The sequence below is a fragment of the uncultured Bradyrhizobium sp. genome (assembly GCF_947648125.1).
GTDB lineage: Bacteria > Pseudomonadota > Alphaproteobacteria > Rhizobiales > Xanthobacteraceae > Bradyrhizobium.
Window position 1 is genome coordinate 155,672 of record NZ_CANSMR010000004.1, and the last position, 15,470, is coordinate 171,141.

Genomic DNA, 15,470 nt, shown 5'->3' on the forward strand with positions numbered 1-15,470 from the left:
TGGCCGTGTCTCGTCGGCCGAATGCCGCGGCTGCACGTCCTGCCGCGGACCGAATGATAGCTCGTCTCTGAAATCTGCGATCGCCGGGCGGAAAAAAGAAAAACCGCCTGCCAGTGATTTATCTCACTATACCTTAGGGTGTGCCATGTGCAAGATACCCAGGGAACCGGCGCGCGATCGTTGTCGTGCACCGGGTCGGACTGGCTAAAATTTTTCGAAACCCTGCCGATGTGTCGATTTGAATGCATCGCTTCATTTCACGGCCTGGCGCCGCTCGCGCCGCGACGCACGACCAATTGAGCCTTCGGCCGTGATCGGTCGGCCGTATCGAGATCAGCAAAAGTCATAGTCGGGGGCAGTCATGCCGAAGACCAAGCAGCAGCATCTTGATCGTAACGCAGGACCGAAGCGGATATTGGCGCTCGACGGTGGCGGCATTCGCGGCATTCTGACGCTCGAATATCTGGCAGCAATTGAGACGCAGTTGCGCGAGCGGTACAAGAACAACGACCTGTTGCTGTGCGATTATTTCGACCTGATCGGCGGCACCTCGACCGGATCGATCATCGCAGCCGGGCTTGCGTGCGGCATGACCGTGGACGCCCTGAAGAAGCTCTATCGCGGGATCGGCACCGACATCTTCCAGGAATCGTTCTGGCGGCGGGGGCTGCTGGCGCCGAAATTCAAGTCCGACGCCTTGCAGCGCGCGCTCGATGCGCAGCTTGGCGCCGATACCGTGATCGGCGGCGACCGCATCCGCACCGGCCTGATGATCATGACCAAGCGCCTTGATACCGGCAGTCCCTGGCCGCTGCATAACAATCCGGACGCGGTCTTTGCCAAGCAGGACGGCGCGTTGCGGCTGACCGAGGTGGTGCGCGCCAGCACCGCGGCGCCAACCTATTTCAAACCCCAGGAGATCACGATCTCGGCGCGCAATGGCGACACGATCAACGGCGCCTTCGTCGACGGCGGCGTCAGCCCGTTCAACGATCCGGCCCTGCAACTCCTGATGCTCGCCGCACTCCATGGCCATGGCTTTCGCTGGCCTACCGGCAAGGACAAGCTGCTGCTGATCTCGGCGGGTACCGGCGTATTCAAGGCGACATATTCGACCGACCAGATCGTCCACATGCCGGCGGCGGAGCAAGGTGTGCGCTCGCTGCAATCGCTCATGGACGATTGCACTCGGCACAATCACGGCATGCTGCAATGGCTGACCAATTGCCTGACGCCATGGCCGATCGATCGCGCGGTGACGAACATGATAGCGGACAGCCAGAACGGGCCGCAACTCGCGACCTATGCGCGCTACAACGTGCTGCTGGAAACGGCTTGGCTGAAGGAGAAGCTCCGCATCGAGCGGACGCCGGACGCGCTTGCGAAGGTCGCAGCGATGGACGACCCGAAGAACATGGACGAACTCGCCGCGATCGGACAACTCGCCGCGAAGGAGCAGGTCAGGCCGGAACATTTCCCGCCCGTCTTCGATCTCACGTGATGCCGCGGAGCGCGGCGTCCCGACACTCCGATCCCGTTTCGACAAGGAATTCGCCTTCAGTTAAGTTCGTCACCTGGACACAATGATCCAATCATGAGTCGAGGTGTCGCGATGGCCACGGAACAAGACGCCAAATCACCGAACACGGTGGTTCTCTTCAGCGGTCACATGATCGATGCGCCAGATCGAAAAACGCCACGCTTTCCGCCGGACAAGGAAGTTGTTGCGGCCGCTGCGATCGCCGACGCACTTGCGAAGATCGGCGTCACCAAAGGTGATCTCGCCATTTGCGGCGGCGCCTGCGGCGGCGATCTGCTGTTTGCGGAAGCCGCGCTCGCGCGGGGCATGCAGCTTGAAATCTATATTCCATTCGAGGAACCAACGTTCCTTGCCAACTCGGTCGATTTCGCCGGCGGCAACTGGCGCGCGCGCTATTTCGCGGCGAAGTCGAACGCGGCGCTCCATGTCATGCCGGACGAACTGGGTCCACTGCCGGACGGCCAAAACGCCTACGAGCGCGACAATCAATGGATGCTGGAGCGGGCCGCGCGATTTGGCGCCGACAAGATCGCCTTCATCTGCCTGTGGAACGGCGAGGGCGGCGATGGCCCTGGCGGCGCCAAGCACCTGATGGAGGAAGCGGGGCGCAGGACGACGCGGCTTTTCTGGCTGGACACACGAAAATTATGGGACTGAAGGATTTGCAAGATGCCATCGTGTTTCATGATCATGCCTTACGGTCGCAAGCCGACCCAGGCTGAGGCCGGGCGCGGGCCGGCCGAGATCGATTTCAACGCGCTGTGGGATCGTTGTTATGTTCCAGTCATCAAGGCGCTCAAGTATGAGCCGGTGCGCGCTGATCAGGACACCAGCGCATTGATTATCAGCGAGATGCTGGAACGGCTCTACTTCGCCGATCTCGTGCTGGCCGACATGACGATCCCGAACGGCAATGTGTATTACGAGGTCGGTATTCGTCATGCATCGCAGGAGACAGGGTGTGTCCTGCTCGCGGCCGACTGGTCCAAGCCGCTGTTCGATGTCGCGCAGATGCGAACCGTTCGATATCCGCTTCCCGAGGGAGAGATCACCGAGGCAACTGCCACCGCTGTGCAGAGCGCGATCAAGGATCAAATCGAGGCGCGTCGTGACGGAGTTTCGCCGATGCACCAGTCGATCCCCGGCTATCCCTGCAAGGTCGATCCGGAGAAGGCGATAACCATGCGAGATCAACTCGCCGAGCAAGCCGAATTCCAGACCAAAATCCGGGCAGTGCGCGCAGCACCGAAGGCCGAGCGCATGAAGCGCGCGCAGGCGTTGGTCGCCGCGGAGGGAAATCCACCCCTAAGCTACGCGAAGGCCCTCGCTTTGTTGCTGTTGTTGCGCGATTGCGTCGATACCAAAGCGGATTGGAACGCCCTGCTCGACTACACCCGCGGGCTTCCCAAGCGCTTCGCGAACCAGCCGGAAGTGCAGGAAAATCGCGCATTCGCTGTGGCCCAGATAGGGGACGACGTTCGGGCCATCGCCGAAATCCAGACACTGATTGATCTTTCGGGACCGACACCGGAACGCTTTGGTCTGATGGGTGGTCGCTACAAGCGTCTCTTCAAGGCTCCGACAACCAGTCAATCTGAGCGCAAGGGAGCCCTTTCCAAGGCGATCGACTGCTATGAGCAGGGAATGGACCTTGATCTCAACGCCTATTATTGCTCCAGCAATCTGCCGCGACTCTATCGAACGCGGGGAAAGGCAGGTGATGAGGAGCGCGCGCAGACGACCCTTCGTGCAGTTATCGCCGCCTGCGAGCGCGCCAGACGGCTGCAGATTGCCGACAGATGGTATCGCCCGACGCTGCTTGTTGCAGCATTTGACCTGGGCGAGGCCGACAAGGCTGACGACCTTGCCGAGGATGTGATTGCGGAAGGCAAGGCCAAATGGGAAGTCGATAGCGTGCTCGACGACCTCGAAACCACCGTTGCACAGGTCGTCGACCCCGCCAAGCGCGCGCGCTTGTCCGCCATCGTCGACAAGATCAAGACGGCCTGATCGCGCGCTTCGCCAGCATCAACCTCAGCCGAGCCGCATCGACAGCTCGACGTCTTCGCCGAACGGCACCGACAAGTAGCCGTTCGCCGGCGAGCGCACCCGCGCCAGATAGTCGGGGCTGTAATCGGCATTGTCGGCGACGACGAAGGCGCCCGGCTTCAGGCGGTTCTCCACGAGATCGAGGATGTCGGGGTAGAGCGCCTTGGCGCCGTCGAGCAGCACGAGATCGATCGTATCGGGCAGATCGGCGCGCAGCGTCTTGAGCGCGTCGCCCTCGCGGATCTCGACCAGGTCGTCGAGGTCGCCGGCTGCGAGATTGTCCCGGGTGCGAACAAGGCGTCGATCCTGTTCCGGCTGCGGAGCGATGAGTGGCGGGCGAACTCCAGCCTGCTGCGCGACATTCTCGCCGACCGCACGCGGCCGCCACTGGAGCGGTTGCGTGTGCTGGTGCACGCCTTCATCCGCTCCGAATGCGAGGAGGCCGCGGTGCGCGAGGCGTTGCCGAAGGCATCCGACGCGGTCCGCGCGACGGCCGGCGATCTGATCACGACCACGATGAGCACGGTGGGCAAGGATTTTTCAGAAAGCCCGCGAAGTCCGGCCGAGATCGAGAGCTACGCCGACGCGATGGCCGACATGTTCTGCGCGTATCTCAGGAGCCTCGGAAAGCGCTGAAGCGCGCACCGTCGATCCGGCCGTCGTTCACGTGTAGTGCTTGGCGACGAGCAGAAACCCGAGCACGCCGCCGGTCACAGCGAAAACGGCCGCGCCATTGCAGAAACTCATGTAAGCGGCGGACCAATATGGAGCAGTCCGTGAGGCTGTCGCAACTTTCTTCGGTTTCCGAGCCAAGCCGATGCATTCCTGAAAAAGGCGCCGCCACCAGGTCAACGCAGGTGACGGCGCCCGTCTGAGGGCTTCAGGGCGAAACCCCGCCTGAACGTAAGCCGCGATGATGAACGGTTCGTATACCGCTGAACGTCGCCGGCTTGCATGCTGGCAGAGGCGTTCGAGAGTTCCCTTAGAACGAAGCGTAGGCGTTTCGGAACGCGATGGCGCCGGCCAGCGAGCGCGGTCGCGTGCGCACGGCATGCCCGTCGTTGCCGCTCTGGACGATCCACTGGCCATTCTCGTGGCCCACGATCTTGCCGACATGGTGACGCCAGACCACGATCGCGCCGACCGAAGGGCCGCCCGCATTGCTGCCGTATCGCGCCCAGGAGCGCGCCAGATTGTATTGCGGGCCCGGATCGCTGCCGACCTGCGTGCGCATGAACCACCCGCACCACGCAGCGGGGCGACCGGAATGGGCATGATGTCGATGATGGTGATGACGGCCGCGAGCTTCGGCAGCAGATGACGCGAAGGCCAAGAGCACGGCGACAGCCGCGAGAGTTTTACGCATTACAAAGTCCTCTTGTTGTTGGCAGACCATCCTGATTCTGGGAGGGGCGCAGCGATGATCTGCGATTTGGTTGCGAAGCGACCGCACCGGTCAGGCGACGCAAAACAGAGGCGGGGACATGGCCCGCACGGGCCTTTAAGAAACGGGCTATGGCCAAAATATGGCCGCAAAATCCCGTCTGGCGGCAAGACATGGCCGACATGTTCGGCGCGTATCGGAAGAGCCTCACGAAGCGCTGATACAGGCAGAATTGCTCCGAAAGCATGTTCCTGGGTGCCGCTTCACGCAGAAGCGGGTTAACAGGAGCGCCCGGCAGCAGACCGAGCTCCGCTTCGCTCAGAAGCCGCCGCGGTCCCGACAGGAGGGCCAGTTCGCTGGCGTGCAATCGTGAATCTTGAGCAGCGGCTGAACGAACTCAAGATCGAGCTGCCGATGTCGGCGGCGGCCGGCGGCGCCTATGCGCCGGTCGTGGTCCATGGCGACACGATCTATGTCAGCGGTCAGCTTCCGCGCGACGGCGACAAGGTCCATGTCGTCGGCCAGGTTGGCCGTGATGTCACACTGGAAGACGCCAAGCGCGGGGCCCGGTTGGCGCTGATCCGCGGATTGGCCGCGATCAAGGCGCATCTCGGGTCGCTCGACAGTGTCACGCAGATCCTGAAGCTCACTGTGTTCGTGCACAGCGCGGCGGATTTCAGCGGTCAGACGGCGGTCGCTGACGGCGCATCGGAGCTCATCATGGAGCTGTTCGGTCCGGAGCGGGGACTGCACACCAGGACGAGCGTTGGCGTCGCGCAGCTTCCGCGCAATGCATCGATCGAAGTCGAGTTGATCGCAGCGCTGGCGCGCTAGGCGCCAGCGACGCCTTCCTCTTGCCATGCCAATTTCGCGGAGCCCATGCGTGGCGGCGCCACGCGAAGCAATGCACACTTCTCAATCAGCCTCCGCGAATGGCTGTGTTCGATTGCGCTCGCCTTGCTTCGAAGAGGTGATGCGAAACGGGCAGGGGCGTTGGCCATCGCTCGTTTCAGATGGTGCCGTCATTGCGCTGAACGTTCAGTAAAATGATCCACTAAACACCAAGTCGAGCCAGGCGCTGGGTGGTCTCGCTATCGGTGTTGGTGCACTGCAACGATTTTTTCCGCGCAAGATAGTGCAGCGAGCTCTTCCTCAAGGCTCGCAAGAAACCCGCTTGACGGGTTCCTGAATTTAGTAATACGTTTAGTATTACAAAAACGATAAACATCGCGCATCGAGCTGATGTGTGGGAGGAGCCGCGCTATCCGGACCCCGACGTCCGGAAGCGTTCAGTCTCGCTCTCCATCATCGCTCATCAACTCGGTTTCGAAAGTCTCGGCGTCGATCCGGCACGGATACGCCGGGCGAGTTAGGTGCTTCAACGATAGGGAGGAAATGGATATGCGAAGATTGGGATGGTTACGCAGTACGGTGGCGTCCGCGGTCGTTGCGGCCGCAGCACTTGGGGTTCTCGGCGGCGGGGAAGCCGCAGCACAAGGCAAACAGCTCACGCTGTGCTGGGCGGCATGGGATCCGGCCAACGCGCTGGTTGAATTGGGCAAGGACTTCACCAAGCAATCCGGCATCGAGATGAAGTACGAGTTCGTCCCCTGGACGAGCTACGCCGATCGCTTCCTCAACGAACTCAACTCGCACGGCAAGCTCTGCGACCTGATCATCGGCGACAGCCAATGGATCGGCGGCGCCGCCGAGAACAAGTGGTACGTCAAGCTCAACGACTTCTTCGACAAAGAGAAGATCTCGATGGACGATTTCGTCCCGGCGACCGTCGTCGGCTATTCGCAGTGGCCGAAGAACACGCCGAACTACTGGGCGCTGCCGGCCATGGCCGATGCGGTGGGCTGGACCTACCGCAAGGACTGGTTCGCGCGGCCCGAGATTCAATCCGCGTTCAAGGCCAAGTACGGCCGCGATCTGGCGCCGCCGAAGACCTATGACGAGCTGAAGCAGATCGCCGAGTTCTTCCAGGGCCGCGAGATCGACGGCAAGAAGGTCTATGGCGCCTACATCTTCACCGAGCGCGGCTCGGAAGGCATCACGATGGGCGTGACCAACGTGCTCTACAATTACGGCTTCGCCTACGACAATCCGAAGAAGGCGTACCAGATGCAGGGCATCGTCAATTCCGCCGACGCGGCCAAGGGTCTCGAGTTCTACAAGGAGCTCTACAAGTGTTGCACGGCGCCGGGCATGACCAACGCCTACATGCAGGAAGGGCTTGATGCCTTCAAGTCCGGCCAGGTCGCGATGCAGATGAACTGGTTCGCCTTCTTCCCGGGCCTCTACAAGGATCCGAATGTCGGCGGCGACAAGATCGGCTTCTTCGTCAATCCGGCTGGTCCCAAGGGACATTTCACGCAGCTCGGCGGACAGGGCATCTCGGTGGTGGCAACCTCCGACCACAAGGACGACGCGCTCGCCTACATCAAATGGTTCGCGCAGCCTGCCGTGCAGCAGAAATGGTGGCAGATCGGCGGCTACTCGGCCCTCAAGGCGGTGGTCGACGCACCCGACTTCCCCAAGAGCGCGGCGTTTGCGCCGCAATTCCTGGAGTCGATGGGTATCGTGAAGGACTTCTGGGCCGAGCCGTCCTACGCGCAGCTGCTGCTCGACATGCAGAAGCGGGTGCATGACTACGTCGTCGCCGACAAAGGCACGTCACAGCAGGCGCTCGATCTCCTGGTCAAGGACTGGACCAAGGTGTTCAAGGAGCAGGGCAAGGAAGTCGCCTCGCAATAGCGCCCGTCCACACTTCACCTGAACTGGATTCCCCGAGGGCTGCCTCGGGGAATCCGAACCAGCCCAGCCCCGCTGATGGACACGATGACGACGATCCTGCAACCCGATCATGCTACGATCCCCGGCGTGAGCAAGCCTGTTAAATCCCGCGCCGCCCGGCGCGTCCACGGCCTGTCGGACCGGGCCATCGCCTGGCTGTTCGTCGCGCCGACGATCGCGCTGCTGCTCGCGATCAACATTTTTCCGCTGATCTGGATGATCCGGCTGTCCTTCACCAACCTCAACCTCAGCATGTCCTATCTGCCGCTGCGGTTCGTCGGCCTCGACAATTTCAGGGACATCCTCACCGACGAGGACGTCTGGTTCCGGCTGCAGACCACGGCGCAGTTCGTGATCTCGTCGGTGGCGTTGCAGGTGGTCGTCGGCTTCGGCCTGGCGCTCTTGATCAACCGGCAGTTTCGCGGCCACAGCTTCTGGACCACGATCATCCTGCTGCCGATGATGCTGTCGCCGGCGGTGGTCGGCAATTTCTGGACGCTGCTGCTGCAGCCGCAGATCGGGCCGTTCAACTATCTGATCAGCCTGTTCACCGGCGTGCCGCCGAGCTCGTTCAGCATGACCGGGCAGGTGTCGCTCGCGCCATGGACCATCGTGCTGGTCGATACCTGGATGTGGGCGCCCTACGTGATGCTGATCTGCCTCGCCGGGCTGCGCTCGATCCCCGACTACATCTATGAGGCCGCGGAAGTCGATCGCGCCTCGGCATGGCGGCAATTCTGGTCAATCACGTTGCCGATGACGGTGCCGTTCCTGATGCTCGCGGTGCTGTTCCGCGCGATCGAGAACTTCAAGATGTTCGACATGGTCAATCTCCTGACCTCGGGCGGGCCGGGCTCGACCACCGAGTTGGTGTCGATCTCGCTGAAGCGCGCGGCGTTCGAGAAGTGGCGCACCGGTTATTCCTCGGCGCTCGCCATCATCCTGTTCGTGACCGTGTTCGGCGCCGCCAACATCTACGTCAAGACGCTCAACAAGGTGAAGCAACGATGACCGCTGCCGCCACCAAATCCACCGCGCATTCGATCGTCGAGGCCTCACCGCGCACCAAGGCGTTCGCCAGCGGCCTCGTCATCCTGTATGCCCTGATCACGATTCTGCCGCTGCTGTGGATCGTCGCCACCGCGTTCAAGTCGCAGAGTGATGCCATCGCCTATCCGCCCAAGGTGATCTTCGAGCCGACCCTCGAAGGCTATGTGAACCTGTTCACCGTGCGGACGCGCCAGACGCCGGACTTCATCGCCAAGCTGCCGCCGCCCGAAGCCTGGTACGACAAGCTGGTGCGCAAGCGGGACATGGTGATCGCCGGACCGTCCAAGGTCGTGCCGCGCTTCGTCAATTCGCTGATCATCGGCTTCGGCTCGACGTTTCTTGCGGTCTTCCTCGGCACACTCGCGGCCTATGCGTTCTCGCGCTTCCGTATTCCGCTGGCGGACGACCTGCTGTTCTTCATCCTCTCGACGCGCATGATGCCGCCGGTCGCGGTGGCGATCCCGATCTACCTGATGTACCGGCAGCTCAACCTGACCGACACGCGGCTCGGCATGATCCTGCTCTACACCGCCGTGAACGTCTCGCTCGCGGTCTGGCTGCTCAAGGGCTTCATCGACGAGATCCCGCGCGAGTACGAGGAGGCGGCGCTGGTCGACGGCTATACGCGGCTGCAGGCGCTGCGCAAGGTGGTGCTGCCGCAGGCCGTCACCGGAATAGCTGCGACCGCGATCTTCTGCCTGATCTTCTCCTGGAACGAGTACGCCTTCGCGGTGCTGCTGACCAGCGGCGAGGCGCAGACCATGCCGCCCTTCATCCCCTTCATCATCGGCGAGGGTGGACAGGACTGGCCGGCCGTTGCCGCCGCGACCACGCTGTTCGTCGTCCCGATCGTCATGTTCACCGTGCTGTTGCGCAAGCATCTGCTGCGCGGCATCACCTTCGGAGCGGTGCGCAAATGAGCGGCTCAGTGATTGCCAAAGCTGGCGTAGCGCGCTGGTTTCGTCGCGGGCCGTGGGAAGCCATCGCGATGACCCTGATCGGAGGCGGCATCATCATGCTGGTGCAGCCCTGGTCGATCGATCTCTACAGCTACTCCTTCGTGACGATCCTGGCCGGCACGGTCGGCTTCGTCATCGTCAGCCATTTTCCGGAATAGGGCCATGGCACAGATCCGTATCGAAAACCTGCGCAAGTCGTTCGATCAGTTCACCGCGGTGGAAGGCTCGACCTTCACGATCGACGACGGCACGTTCTTCGCGATGCTCGGGCCCTCCGGCTGCGGCAAGACCACCACCCTGCGCATGATTGCCGGCCTCGAGCTGCCGACCGAAGGCAAGATCCTGCTCGATGGCGAGGACGTCACGTTCCACCGTGCCGCCGCGCGCGATATCGCCTTCGTGTTCCAGCTGTTTGCGCTCTATCCGCACATGAATGTCGGGGAGAACATCGGCTTCCCCCTGAAGTGCCAGGGCATGGGTCGCCGCGAGATCCGCGAGCGGGTGCAGGAGACCGCGCGGATGTTGCGGATCGAGCATCTGCTGTCGAGCAAGACCTCGAAGCTCTCGGGCGGCGACCGGCAGCGCGTCGCGCTCGGGCGCGCCATGGTGCGGCGTCCAAAGGCGTTCCTGATGGACGAGCCGCTGGGCGCGCTCGACGCCGAGTTTCGCCATCTGATGTGCGGCGAGCTGCGCGACCTGCACGATCGTATCAAGGCAACGACGGTCTATGTCACGCACGACCAGCTGGAGGCGATGTCGATGGCCGACCAGATCGCCGTCATGAACAAGGGACGTGTCGAGCAGATCGGGACGCCGCAGGAGGTCTATGACCGGCCCGCGAGCATGTTCGTTGCCGACTTCATCGGCTCGCCGCCGATGAACTTCCTGCGCTTCGAGGGCGGCCTGCGGTCCGGCGACCGCGCGGTCAGCTTCCACGACACCAGGCTTGCGGTGCCGGAGATCCGCGAGGACCGCGCCAACGCGCCGCTGGCGCTCGGCGTCCGTCCGGAGCATATCCGCTTCGCCGACGCGGGCGCCGTTCGCGGCGAGGTGTTCGGTGCGGAATATCTCGGCACCACCCAGATCGTCACCGTCGACACGGCCTATGGACGGGTCGCGGCGCGGCTGCCCTCCAGCGCGTCGGTGCAGATCGGCGAGACCATCGGTCTCGAATTCAATGCCGAGCGGCTGGCGCTGTTCGACATCGGCAGCGGCCGTGCGATCCGGACCGCGAGCGCGGAGGGCGTGCGCCATGGCTGACGTCACCCTGCGCAACGTCAACAAGCGCTTCGGCGCGGTGGAAGCCGTCCGCGACTTGTCGCTGACGGTGAGCGACGGCGAGTTCCTGGTCCTGCTCGGACCGAGCGGCGCCGGCAAGACCACGACGCTGCGGCTGATCACCGGACTGGAGAGCCCCGATGCGGGCTCCGTCATGATCGACGGCCGCGATGTGACGCATGATCCACCGGGCTCGCGGGATATCGCCTTCGTGTTCCAGCAATACTCGCTGTACCCGCATCTCACGGTCTACGACAATCTGGCGTTTCCGCTGCGCTCTCCCGCACGGCGGGTGGCGGAGCCGATCATCCGCAAGCGCGTCGAACAGACCGCGGAGCTGTTGCATATCGCGAGCAAGCTGAACAACCGCGCCACCCGGCTGTCCGGCGGCGAGATGCAGCGCGTGGCGATCGGCCGGGCGCTGGTCCGCGATCCCTCGATCTATCTGATGGACGAGCCGCTGTCCTCGCTGGATGCAAAGCTCCGCGCCGAACTCCGGCTCGAACTCAAGCGGATCCAGATCGAACTGGGCGCGACCATCCTTTACGTCACCCACGATCAGGTCGAGGCGATGACGATGGCCTCGCGCATAGGCGTGATCAGGGACGGCCAGCTGCTGCAGCTCGGCACGCCCCGGGAGATCTACGAAAGCCCGTCCAGCAGCTATGTCGCCTCGCGGCTGGGGACGCCGCAGATCAACTTCCTGCCGGCTCGCCTGCTCGCCGATGTCGCGATGCCGGCTGGCACCGAGACAGTCGGCATTCGCACCGAGCATCTTCAGCTCGCCGCGCGCAACGGCGGGCAGATGGTCGGCCGCGTGCATCGGGTGGAGCACCTCGGCGAGCAGAATCATATTCATCTGGACTATAAGGGCGAGACGCTGGTGACGCTGGCGGATCCGCATCAGCCGCTGCAGGCCGGCCAGGAGGTCGATCTGCATCTGGTGCATCCGCTGTGTTTCGACCGCACGGGGCAGCGTATTGCCGCGGCGGTTCATTAGAGGGGCGAGAGGATCGAGGAGATGTCGGTGCCATCAGAGACATTGAAGTCGTTGGTCAAGGCGGCCGCAGAGCAGGTCATCGCCAGTGCGCCGGAGCTGACCAGCCTCGATCAGGCGATCGGCGACGGCGACCACGGGACCAACATGAAGCGCGGTTGCGAAGCCGTGCTCGGCAAGCTTGATGCGATCTCGGCGCAGCCGCTCGACGAAGCGCTGAAGATGATCGGCAAGACCCTGGTGATGACGGTCGGCGGCGCCTCGGGGCCGCTCTATGGCAGCTTCTTCCTTGCCGCGGGCGAGGCGCTGTCGCACGACAAGCATCTGCCCGAGGATCTCGCCGATGTGTTCGGCAGCGCCGTGAACGCGGTGAGCGCGCGCGGCCGCTCGCAGGTCGGCGAGAAGACGATGCTGGACGTGCTGGTTCCCGTGCTGGAGACGTTGAAGACGGCGGCCGGCCAGCCGGATCTGATCGCCCGGGTGCGCACCACCGCGACCGAGGCGGTCGAACGGACGGCGCCGATGCAGGCCACCAAGGGGCGCGCGTCGTTCCTCGGCGCGCGCAGCGTCGGGCATGTCGATCCCGGCGCACGGTCGAGCTGCGTGCTGGTGCAGGCGGTGTGCGCCGGCCTGGAGGCACGCCCATGACCGACACCGTGGGGATCGTGATCGTCTCGCATTCCAGCGACATCGCGAAGGGAACTGCCGACATGGTGCGGCAGATGGTCGGCAGCGAGGTCAAGGTGGCCTTCTGCGGCGGCAATCCCGACGGCGGGTTGGGCACCAGCGTGCCGCTGATCATCGACGCCATCAATGACGCCTGGTCGCCGAAGGGTGTCGCGGTGCTGGTCGATCTCGGCGGCGCCGAGACCAACAGCGAAATGGCGGTGGAGATGCTGGAGCCGGCGCGGCGCGATCTCGTTGCCGTCTGTAACGCGCCGATCGTCGAGGGCGCCGTGATGGCGGCGACCGAGGCGGCGGGCGGCAGCTCGCTGGCCCAGGTCAAGGCCGTGGCCGAGGAACTCTCTGCCGACTGAGATGTCGGCGATGCGATGATGGATGATGAGTATGCTTGATAAAGCGGACGGACAGATCTTCACCGGCAATGTGCGGCTGGTGCATGCGGTGGGCATGCACGCACGCCCGGCGGTCAAGCTGACCAAGCTCGCCAAGAAGTTCCAGGCTCAGATTTCGGTCCGGGTCGCCGGTGCGCCCGAGTGGATCAATGCCAAGAGCGTGGCCAAGATCATGGCGATGCGCGCCGCGCACGGCAGCACGATCGAGATCAAGGCCTCCGGCAGCGACGCCGAGGCCGCCGTCGCCGCCCTGGTCGATCTGGTTGCCAGCGATTTTCCGGATGGAGCAGGCTAGCATGCAGGGCGGCGCTGCAGGATCGGCCTACCGCGGCAGGACCGCCTCGATCGGCTTTGCCCATGGTCCGCTGGTCCGCGTCGATGCGGGCGCCGGCGGCGAGCGGGTGGCCGGCACGCTGGTCGAGGAGGCGCTGGCCTTGCGCAAGGCGATCGACCTCGCCAGCGGGCAGATCGCCGATCTTGCCGCCAGCGCCGGCGGCGAAGCCGCGCAGATCCTCGAATTCCAGGTCGCATTGCTGGAGGATGAGGATCTGATCGAGGCGATCTTCGCGTCGATCGGCGAGGGGCGTCCGGCCGATGTCGCATGGCGCTCGACGCTCGACGAGCAGATCGCGGAGTACAATGCGGCGGCGGATGAGTATCTGCAGGCCCGCTCGTCGGACCTTGCGGACCTGCGCGACCGCGTGGTCCACATCCTGCGCGGCGACGAGGGCGAGCCGCTGAAGATCCCGAGCGGAGGCGTCGTCTGTGCCGACGACCTGCCGCCGTCGCGCTTCCTGGAGATCGACTGGTCCGGCGGCGGCGGCCTGGCGCTGCTGCACGGCAGTCCGACCAGTCACGTCGCGATGCTGGCGCGTGCGCGCGGCATCCCAATGGTCGTGCAACTCGGTGCTATTCCTCATGCCGGCGCCACGGCGCTGCTCGACGGCGAAGGCGCGACGCTGGAGCTTGATCCCAGCGCCGAACAGGTGCGCATCTTCGAGAAGCGGCGCGAGAGTCATCGCAAGAGCAGGGCATCCGCGCGCGCGATCCTCCGGCGGCCGACGGCCTCGTGGCGCGGCGAGCACATCAAGCTCCTGATCAATATCCAGCGCGTCGACGACCTCGATGATGCGGACGCGCAATATGCCGACGGCATCGGCCTGATGCGGACCGAGTTCCTGCTCGCCGGGCGGAGCGACCTGCCGGATGAGGAGACCCAATTCCAGGCCTATGATGCGGTATTGCGCTGGGCCGGAGCGCGGCCGGTCACGATCCGCACCTTCGATGCCGGCGGCGACAAGCCGGTGCCCGGCTTTACATTCGACGGCGAAGCCAACCCGTTCCTTGGCGTGCGCGGCTTGCGGCTTTGCCTCGCCCGGCCAGAGATTTTTGCCGTCCAGCTCCGCGCGCTGGCCCGCGCCGCGGTGCGCGGCAATCTCAAGGTCATGTTCCCGATGGTGACGTCGGCGGACGAGCTCGAAGCGGGACGGAAGCTGTTCGCCGATATCGTGCAGCGCTTGCAGGCGGACGGCATTGCCGCGATGCTCCCGGAGCTCGGAATCATGGTCGAGGTTCCGGCGGCGGCCCTGGCGGTCTCGAGCTTCAAGGCGTCGTTCTTCTCGATCGGCTCGAACGATCTCGCGCAATATGTGCTGGCCTGCGATCGTTCCAACGGAGCTCTCGCCCCCCTGATGGACCCCTTGCATCCCGCAGTGCTCGAACTGATCGCGCGGACCGCGGAGCACGGCCGCCGTGCCGGCATCGGCGTCAGCCTGTGCGGCGACATGGCGGGTGATCCGCGCTGTGTTCCCGCGCTTCTGAACTGCGGCCTGCGCGAATTGTCCGTGAACGCATCGGCGCTGGCGCAGATCAAGCAGACCATCGACCGGCTGAGCAGCGGAGGCAGTGTTGGCTGACACGGCGGCCGATGAAGCGCCCGAAGCCGGCGCAGTTGCGGCCTACAAGCGCATCTTCAAGGAAGTGCTGGAGAGCCGCCCGTCCGGCATGCGGCTGCGCCTCGCCCATGCCATGGGCAAGAACCGCAGCTTCGTCAGCCAGATCAGCAATCCGGCCTATCCGGTGCCGATCCCGGTGCAGCACCTCAACACGATCTTCGATGTCTGCCACTTTCCGCCGCAGGCGAAGACCGCCTTCCTGCGCGCCTATGCGCGCGCGCACCCGCGCCGCGTCGGCCGGTTGAGCGAAGGATCGCACGAACGGACGCTGACATTGCATCTGCCGGATCTCGGCAGCGCCAAGCGTAATGCCGAGCTCGACGCGCTGCTGCAGGAATTCACGCGGCGCCTGATCGGCATCATGCGGGAAAAATAGGCGAAAA

16 protein-coding genes and 2 pseudogenes are annotated in these 15,470 nt (G+C 64.0%); 16 read left to right on the top strand and 2 right to left on the bottom strand.

What is annotated here, in order from left to right; all coding sequences use genetic code 11:
• Positions 1–361 precede the first annotated feature (361 nt).
• The 3 genes from Q0030_RS10175 (at position 362) to Q0030_RS10185 (ending at position 3,550) form a co-directional block, all read left to right on the top strand.
• Positions 362–1,501 carry a patatin-like phospholipase family protein gene (locus Q0030_RS10175; protein WP_298366095.1) on the top strand — a complete coding sequence of 380 codons (1,140 nt, stop codon included), beginning with the start codon at positions 362–364 and terminating at the stop codon, positions 1,499–1,501.
• A gap of 111 nt (positions 1,502–1,612) precedes the next feature.
• Complete coding sequence (locus Q0030_RS10180; RefSeq protein WP_298366097.1) at positions 1,613–2,197, top strand: hypothetical protein; 585 nt, start codon at positions 1,613–1,615, stop codon at positions 2,195–2,197.
• Positions 2,198–2,224: 27 nt separating this feature from the next.
• Complete coding sequence (locus Q0030_RS10185) at positions 2,225–3,550, top strand: TRAFs-binding domain-containing protein (RefSeq protein WP_298366100.1); 1,326 nt, start codon at positions 2,225–2,227, stop codon at positions 3,548–3,550.
• 24 nt (positions 3,551–3,574) lie between these two features.
• Here Q0030_RS10185 and Q0030_RS10190 read toward each other — a convergent pair.
• Positions 3,575–3,874: pseudogene (locus Q0030_RS10190) on the bottom strand (O-methyltransferase); the annotation flags it as partial.
• Between the two features lie 6 nt (positions 3,875–3,880).
• On the opposite strand from Q0030_RS10190, the pseudogene Q0030_RS10195 reads away from it, so the two are divergent.
• A pseudogene (locus tag Q0030_RS10195) lies at positions 3,881–4,225 on the top strand (TetR/AcrR family transcriptional regulator); the annotation flags it as partial.
• Between the two features lie 346 nt (positions 4,226–4,571).
• Here the strand turns inward: Q0030_RS10195 and Q0030_RS10200 are convergent.
• Positions 4,572–4,823 carry a hypothetical protein gene (locus Q0030_RS10200; RefSeq protein ID WP_097673702.1) on the bottom strand — a complete coding sequence of 84 codons (252 nt, stop codon included), beginning with the start codon at positions 4,821–4,823 and terminating at the stop codon, positions 4,572–4,574.
• 519 nt (positions 4,824–5,342) lie between these two features.
• On the opposite strand from Q0030_RS10200, the gene Q0030_RS10205 reads away from it, so the two are divergent.
• From Q0030_RS10205 to Q0030_RS10260, 12 genes are all read left to right on the top strand, one after another.
• A complete protein-coding gene (locus Q0030_RS10205) occupies positions 5,343–5,807 on the top strand; it encodes a RidA family protein (protein WP_298366105.1) in 465 nt (154 codons plus the stop codon).
• Positions 5,808–6,374: 567 nt separating this feature from the next.
• Positions 6,375–7,733 carry an extracellular solute-binding protein gene (locus Q0030_RS10210; RefSeq protein WP_298366107.1) on the top strand — a complete coding sequence of 453 codons (1,359 nt, stop codon included), beginning with the start codon at positions 6,375–6,377 and terminating at the stop codon, positions 7,731–7,733.
• Positions 7,734–7,808: 75 nt separating this feature from the next.
• Positions 7,809–8,783: a sugar ABC transporter permease gene (locus Q0030_RS10215; RefSeq protein ID WP_298366109.1), complete on the top strand. Its 975-nt coding sequence runs from the start codon at positions 7,809–7,811 to the stop codon at positions 8,781–8,783.
• Positions 8,780–9,742, top strand: coding sequence for a carbohydrate ABC transporter permease (locus Q0030_RS10220; protein ID WP_298366111.1), 963 nt, complete (start codon positions 8,780–8,782; stop codon positions 9,740–9,742). Before Q0030_RS10215 ends, Q0030_RS10220 begins: the two co-directional genes overlap by 4 nt.
• A complete protein-coding gene (locus Q0030_RS10225; protein WP_298366114.1) occupies positions 9,739–9,939 on the top strand; it encodes a hypothetical protein in 201 nt (66 codons plus the stop codon). The genes Q0030_RS10220 and Q0030_RS10225 overlap by 4 nt, the downstream gene beginning before the upstream one ends.
• A 4-nt stretch (positions 9,940–9,943) precedes the next feature.
• The gene (locus Q0030_RS10230) at positions 9,944–11,041 is read left to right on the top strand and encodes an ABC transporter ATP-binding protein (RefSeq protein WP_298366116.1); all 1,098 of its coding nucleotides are present in this window, start codon (positions 9,944–9,946) and stop codon (positions 11,039–11,041) included.
• A complete protein-coding gene (locus tag Q0030_RS10235) occupies positions 11,034–12,059 on the top strand; it encodes an ABC transporter ATP-binding protein (RefSeq protein WP_298366118.1) in 1,026 nt (341 codons plus the stop codon). Before Q0030_RS10230 ends, Q0030_RS10235 begins: the two co-directional genes overlap by 8 nt.
• A 21-nt stretch (positions 12,060–12,080) precedes the next feature.
• Positions 12,081–12,704, top strand: a complete 624-nt coding sequence (dhaL, locus tag Q0030_RS10240) for a dihydroxyacetone kinase subunit DhaL (protein ID WP_298366120.1) — start codon at positions 12,081–12,083, stop codon at positions 12,702–12,704.
• On the top strand, positions 12,701–13,093 hold the full coding sequence (gene dhaM, locus Q0030_RS10245; protein ID WP_298366122.1) for a dihydroxyacetone kinase phosphoryl donor subunit DhaM: 393 nt from the start codon (positions 12,701–12,703) through the stop codon (positions 13,091–13,093). Before dhaL ends, dhaM begins: the two co-directional genes overlap by 4 nt.
• A gap of 22 nt (positions 13,094–13,115) precedes the next feature.
• Positions 13,116–13,427, top strand: a complete 312-nt coding sequence (locus Q0030_RS10250) for an HPr family phosphocarrier protein (RefSeq protein ID WP_171947833.1) — start codon at positions 13,116–13,118, stop codon at positions 13,425–13,427.
• A gap of 1 nt (position 13,428) precedes the next feature.
• Positions 13,429–15,048: a phosphoenolpyruvate--protein phosphotransferase gene (gene ptsP / locus Q0030_RS10255; protein WP_298366126.1), complete on the top strand. Its 1,620-nt coding sequence runs from the start codon at positions 13,429–13,431 to the stop codon at positions 15,046–15,048.
• Complete coding sequence (locus Q0030_RS10260) at positions 15,038–15,463, top strand: hypothetical protein (RefSeq protein ID WP_308444385.1); 426 nt, start codon at positions 15,038–15,040, stop codon at positions 15,461–15,463. The genes ptsP and Q0030_RS10260 overlap by 11 nt, the downstream gene beginning before the upstream one ends.
• The last annotated feature ends 7 nt before the right edge of the window (positions 15,464–15,470 follow it).

What these genes read in the sequence shown, in the direction of transcription:
- ptsP (WP_298366126.1), top strand. Translation starts at nt 13,429, where the DNA reads ATGCAGGGCGGCGCTGCAGGATCGGCCTACCGCGGCAGGACCGCCTCG.
- Q0030_RS10175 (WP_298366095.1), top strand. Translation starts at nt 362, where the DNA reads ATGCCGAAGACCAAGCAGCAGCATCTTGATCGTAACGCAGGACCGAAG.
- Q0030_RS10185 (WP_298366100.1), top strand. Translation starts at nt 2,225, where the DNA reads ATGATCATGCCTTACGGTCGCAAGCCGACCCAGGCTGAGGCCGGGCGC.
- Q0030_RS10215 (WP_298366109.1), top strand. Translation starts at nt 7,809, where the DNA reads ATGGACACGATGACGACGATCCTGCAACCCGATCATGCTACGATCCCC.
- Q0030_RS10250 (WP_171947833.1), top strand. Translation starts at nt 13,116, where the DNA reads ATGATGAGTATGCTTGATAAAGCGGACGGACAGATCTTCACCGGCAAT.
- Q0030_RS10220 (WP_298366111.1), top strand. Translation starts at nt 8,780, where the DNA reads ATGACCGCTGCCGCCACCAAATCCACCGCGCATTCGATCGTCGAGGCC.
- dhaM (WP_298366122.1), top strand. Translation starts at nt 12,701, where the DNA reads ATGACCGACACCGTGGGGATCGTGATCGTCTCGCATTCCAGCGACATC.
- dhaL (WP_298366120.1), top strand. Translation starts at nt 12,081, where the DNA reads ATGTCGGTGCCATCAGAGACATTGAAGTCGTTGGTCAAGGCGGCCGCA.
- Q0030_RS10230 (WP_298366116.1), top strand. Translation starts at nt 9,944, where the DNA reads ATGGCACAGATCCGTATCGAAAACCTGCGCAAGTCGTTCGATCAGTTC.
- Q0030_RS10180 (WP_298366097.1), top strand. Translation starts at nt 1,613, where the DNA reads ATGGCCACGGAACAAGACGCCAAATCACCGAACACGGTGGTTCTCTTC.
- Q0030_RS10210 (WP_298366107.1), top strand. Translation starts at nt 6,375, where the DNA reads ATGCGAAGATTGGGATGGTTACGCAGTACGGTGGCGTCCGCGGTCGTT.
- Q0030_RS10235 (WP_298366118.1), top strand. Translation starts at nt 11,034, where the DNA reads ATGGCTGACGTCACCCTGCGCAACGTCAACAAGCGCTTCGGCGCGGTG.
- Q0030_RS10225 (WP_298366114.1), top strand. Translation starts at nt 9,739, where the DNA reads ATGAGCGGCTCAGTGATTGCCAAAGCTGGCGTAGCGCGCTGGTTTCGT.
- Q0030_RS10200 (WP_097673702.1), bottom strand. Translation starts at nt 4,823, where the DNA reads ATGCGCACGCAGGTCGGCAGCGATCCGGGCCCGCAATACAATCTGGCG.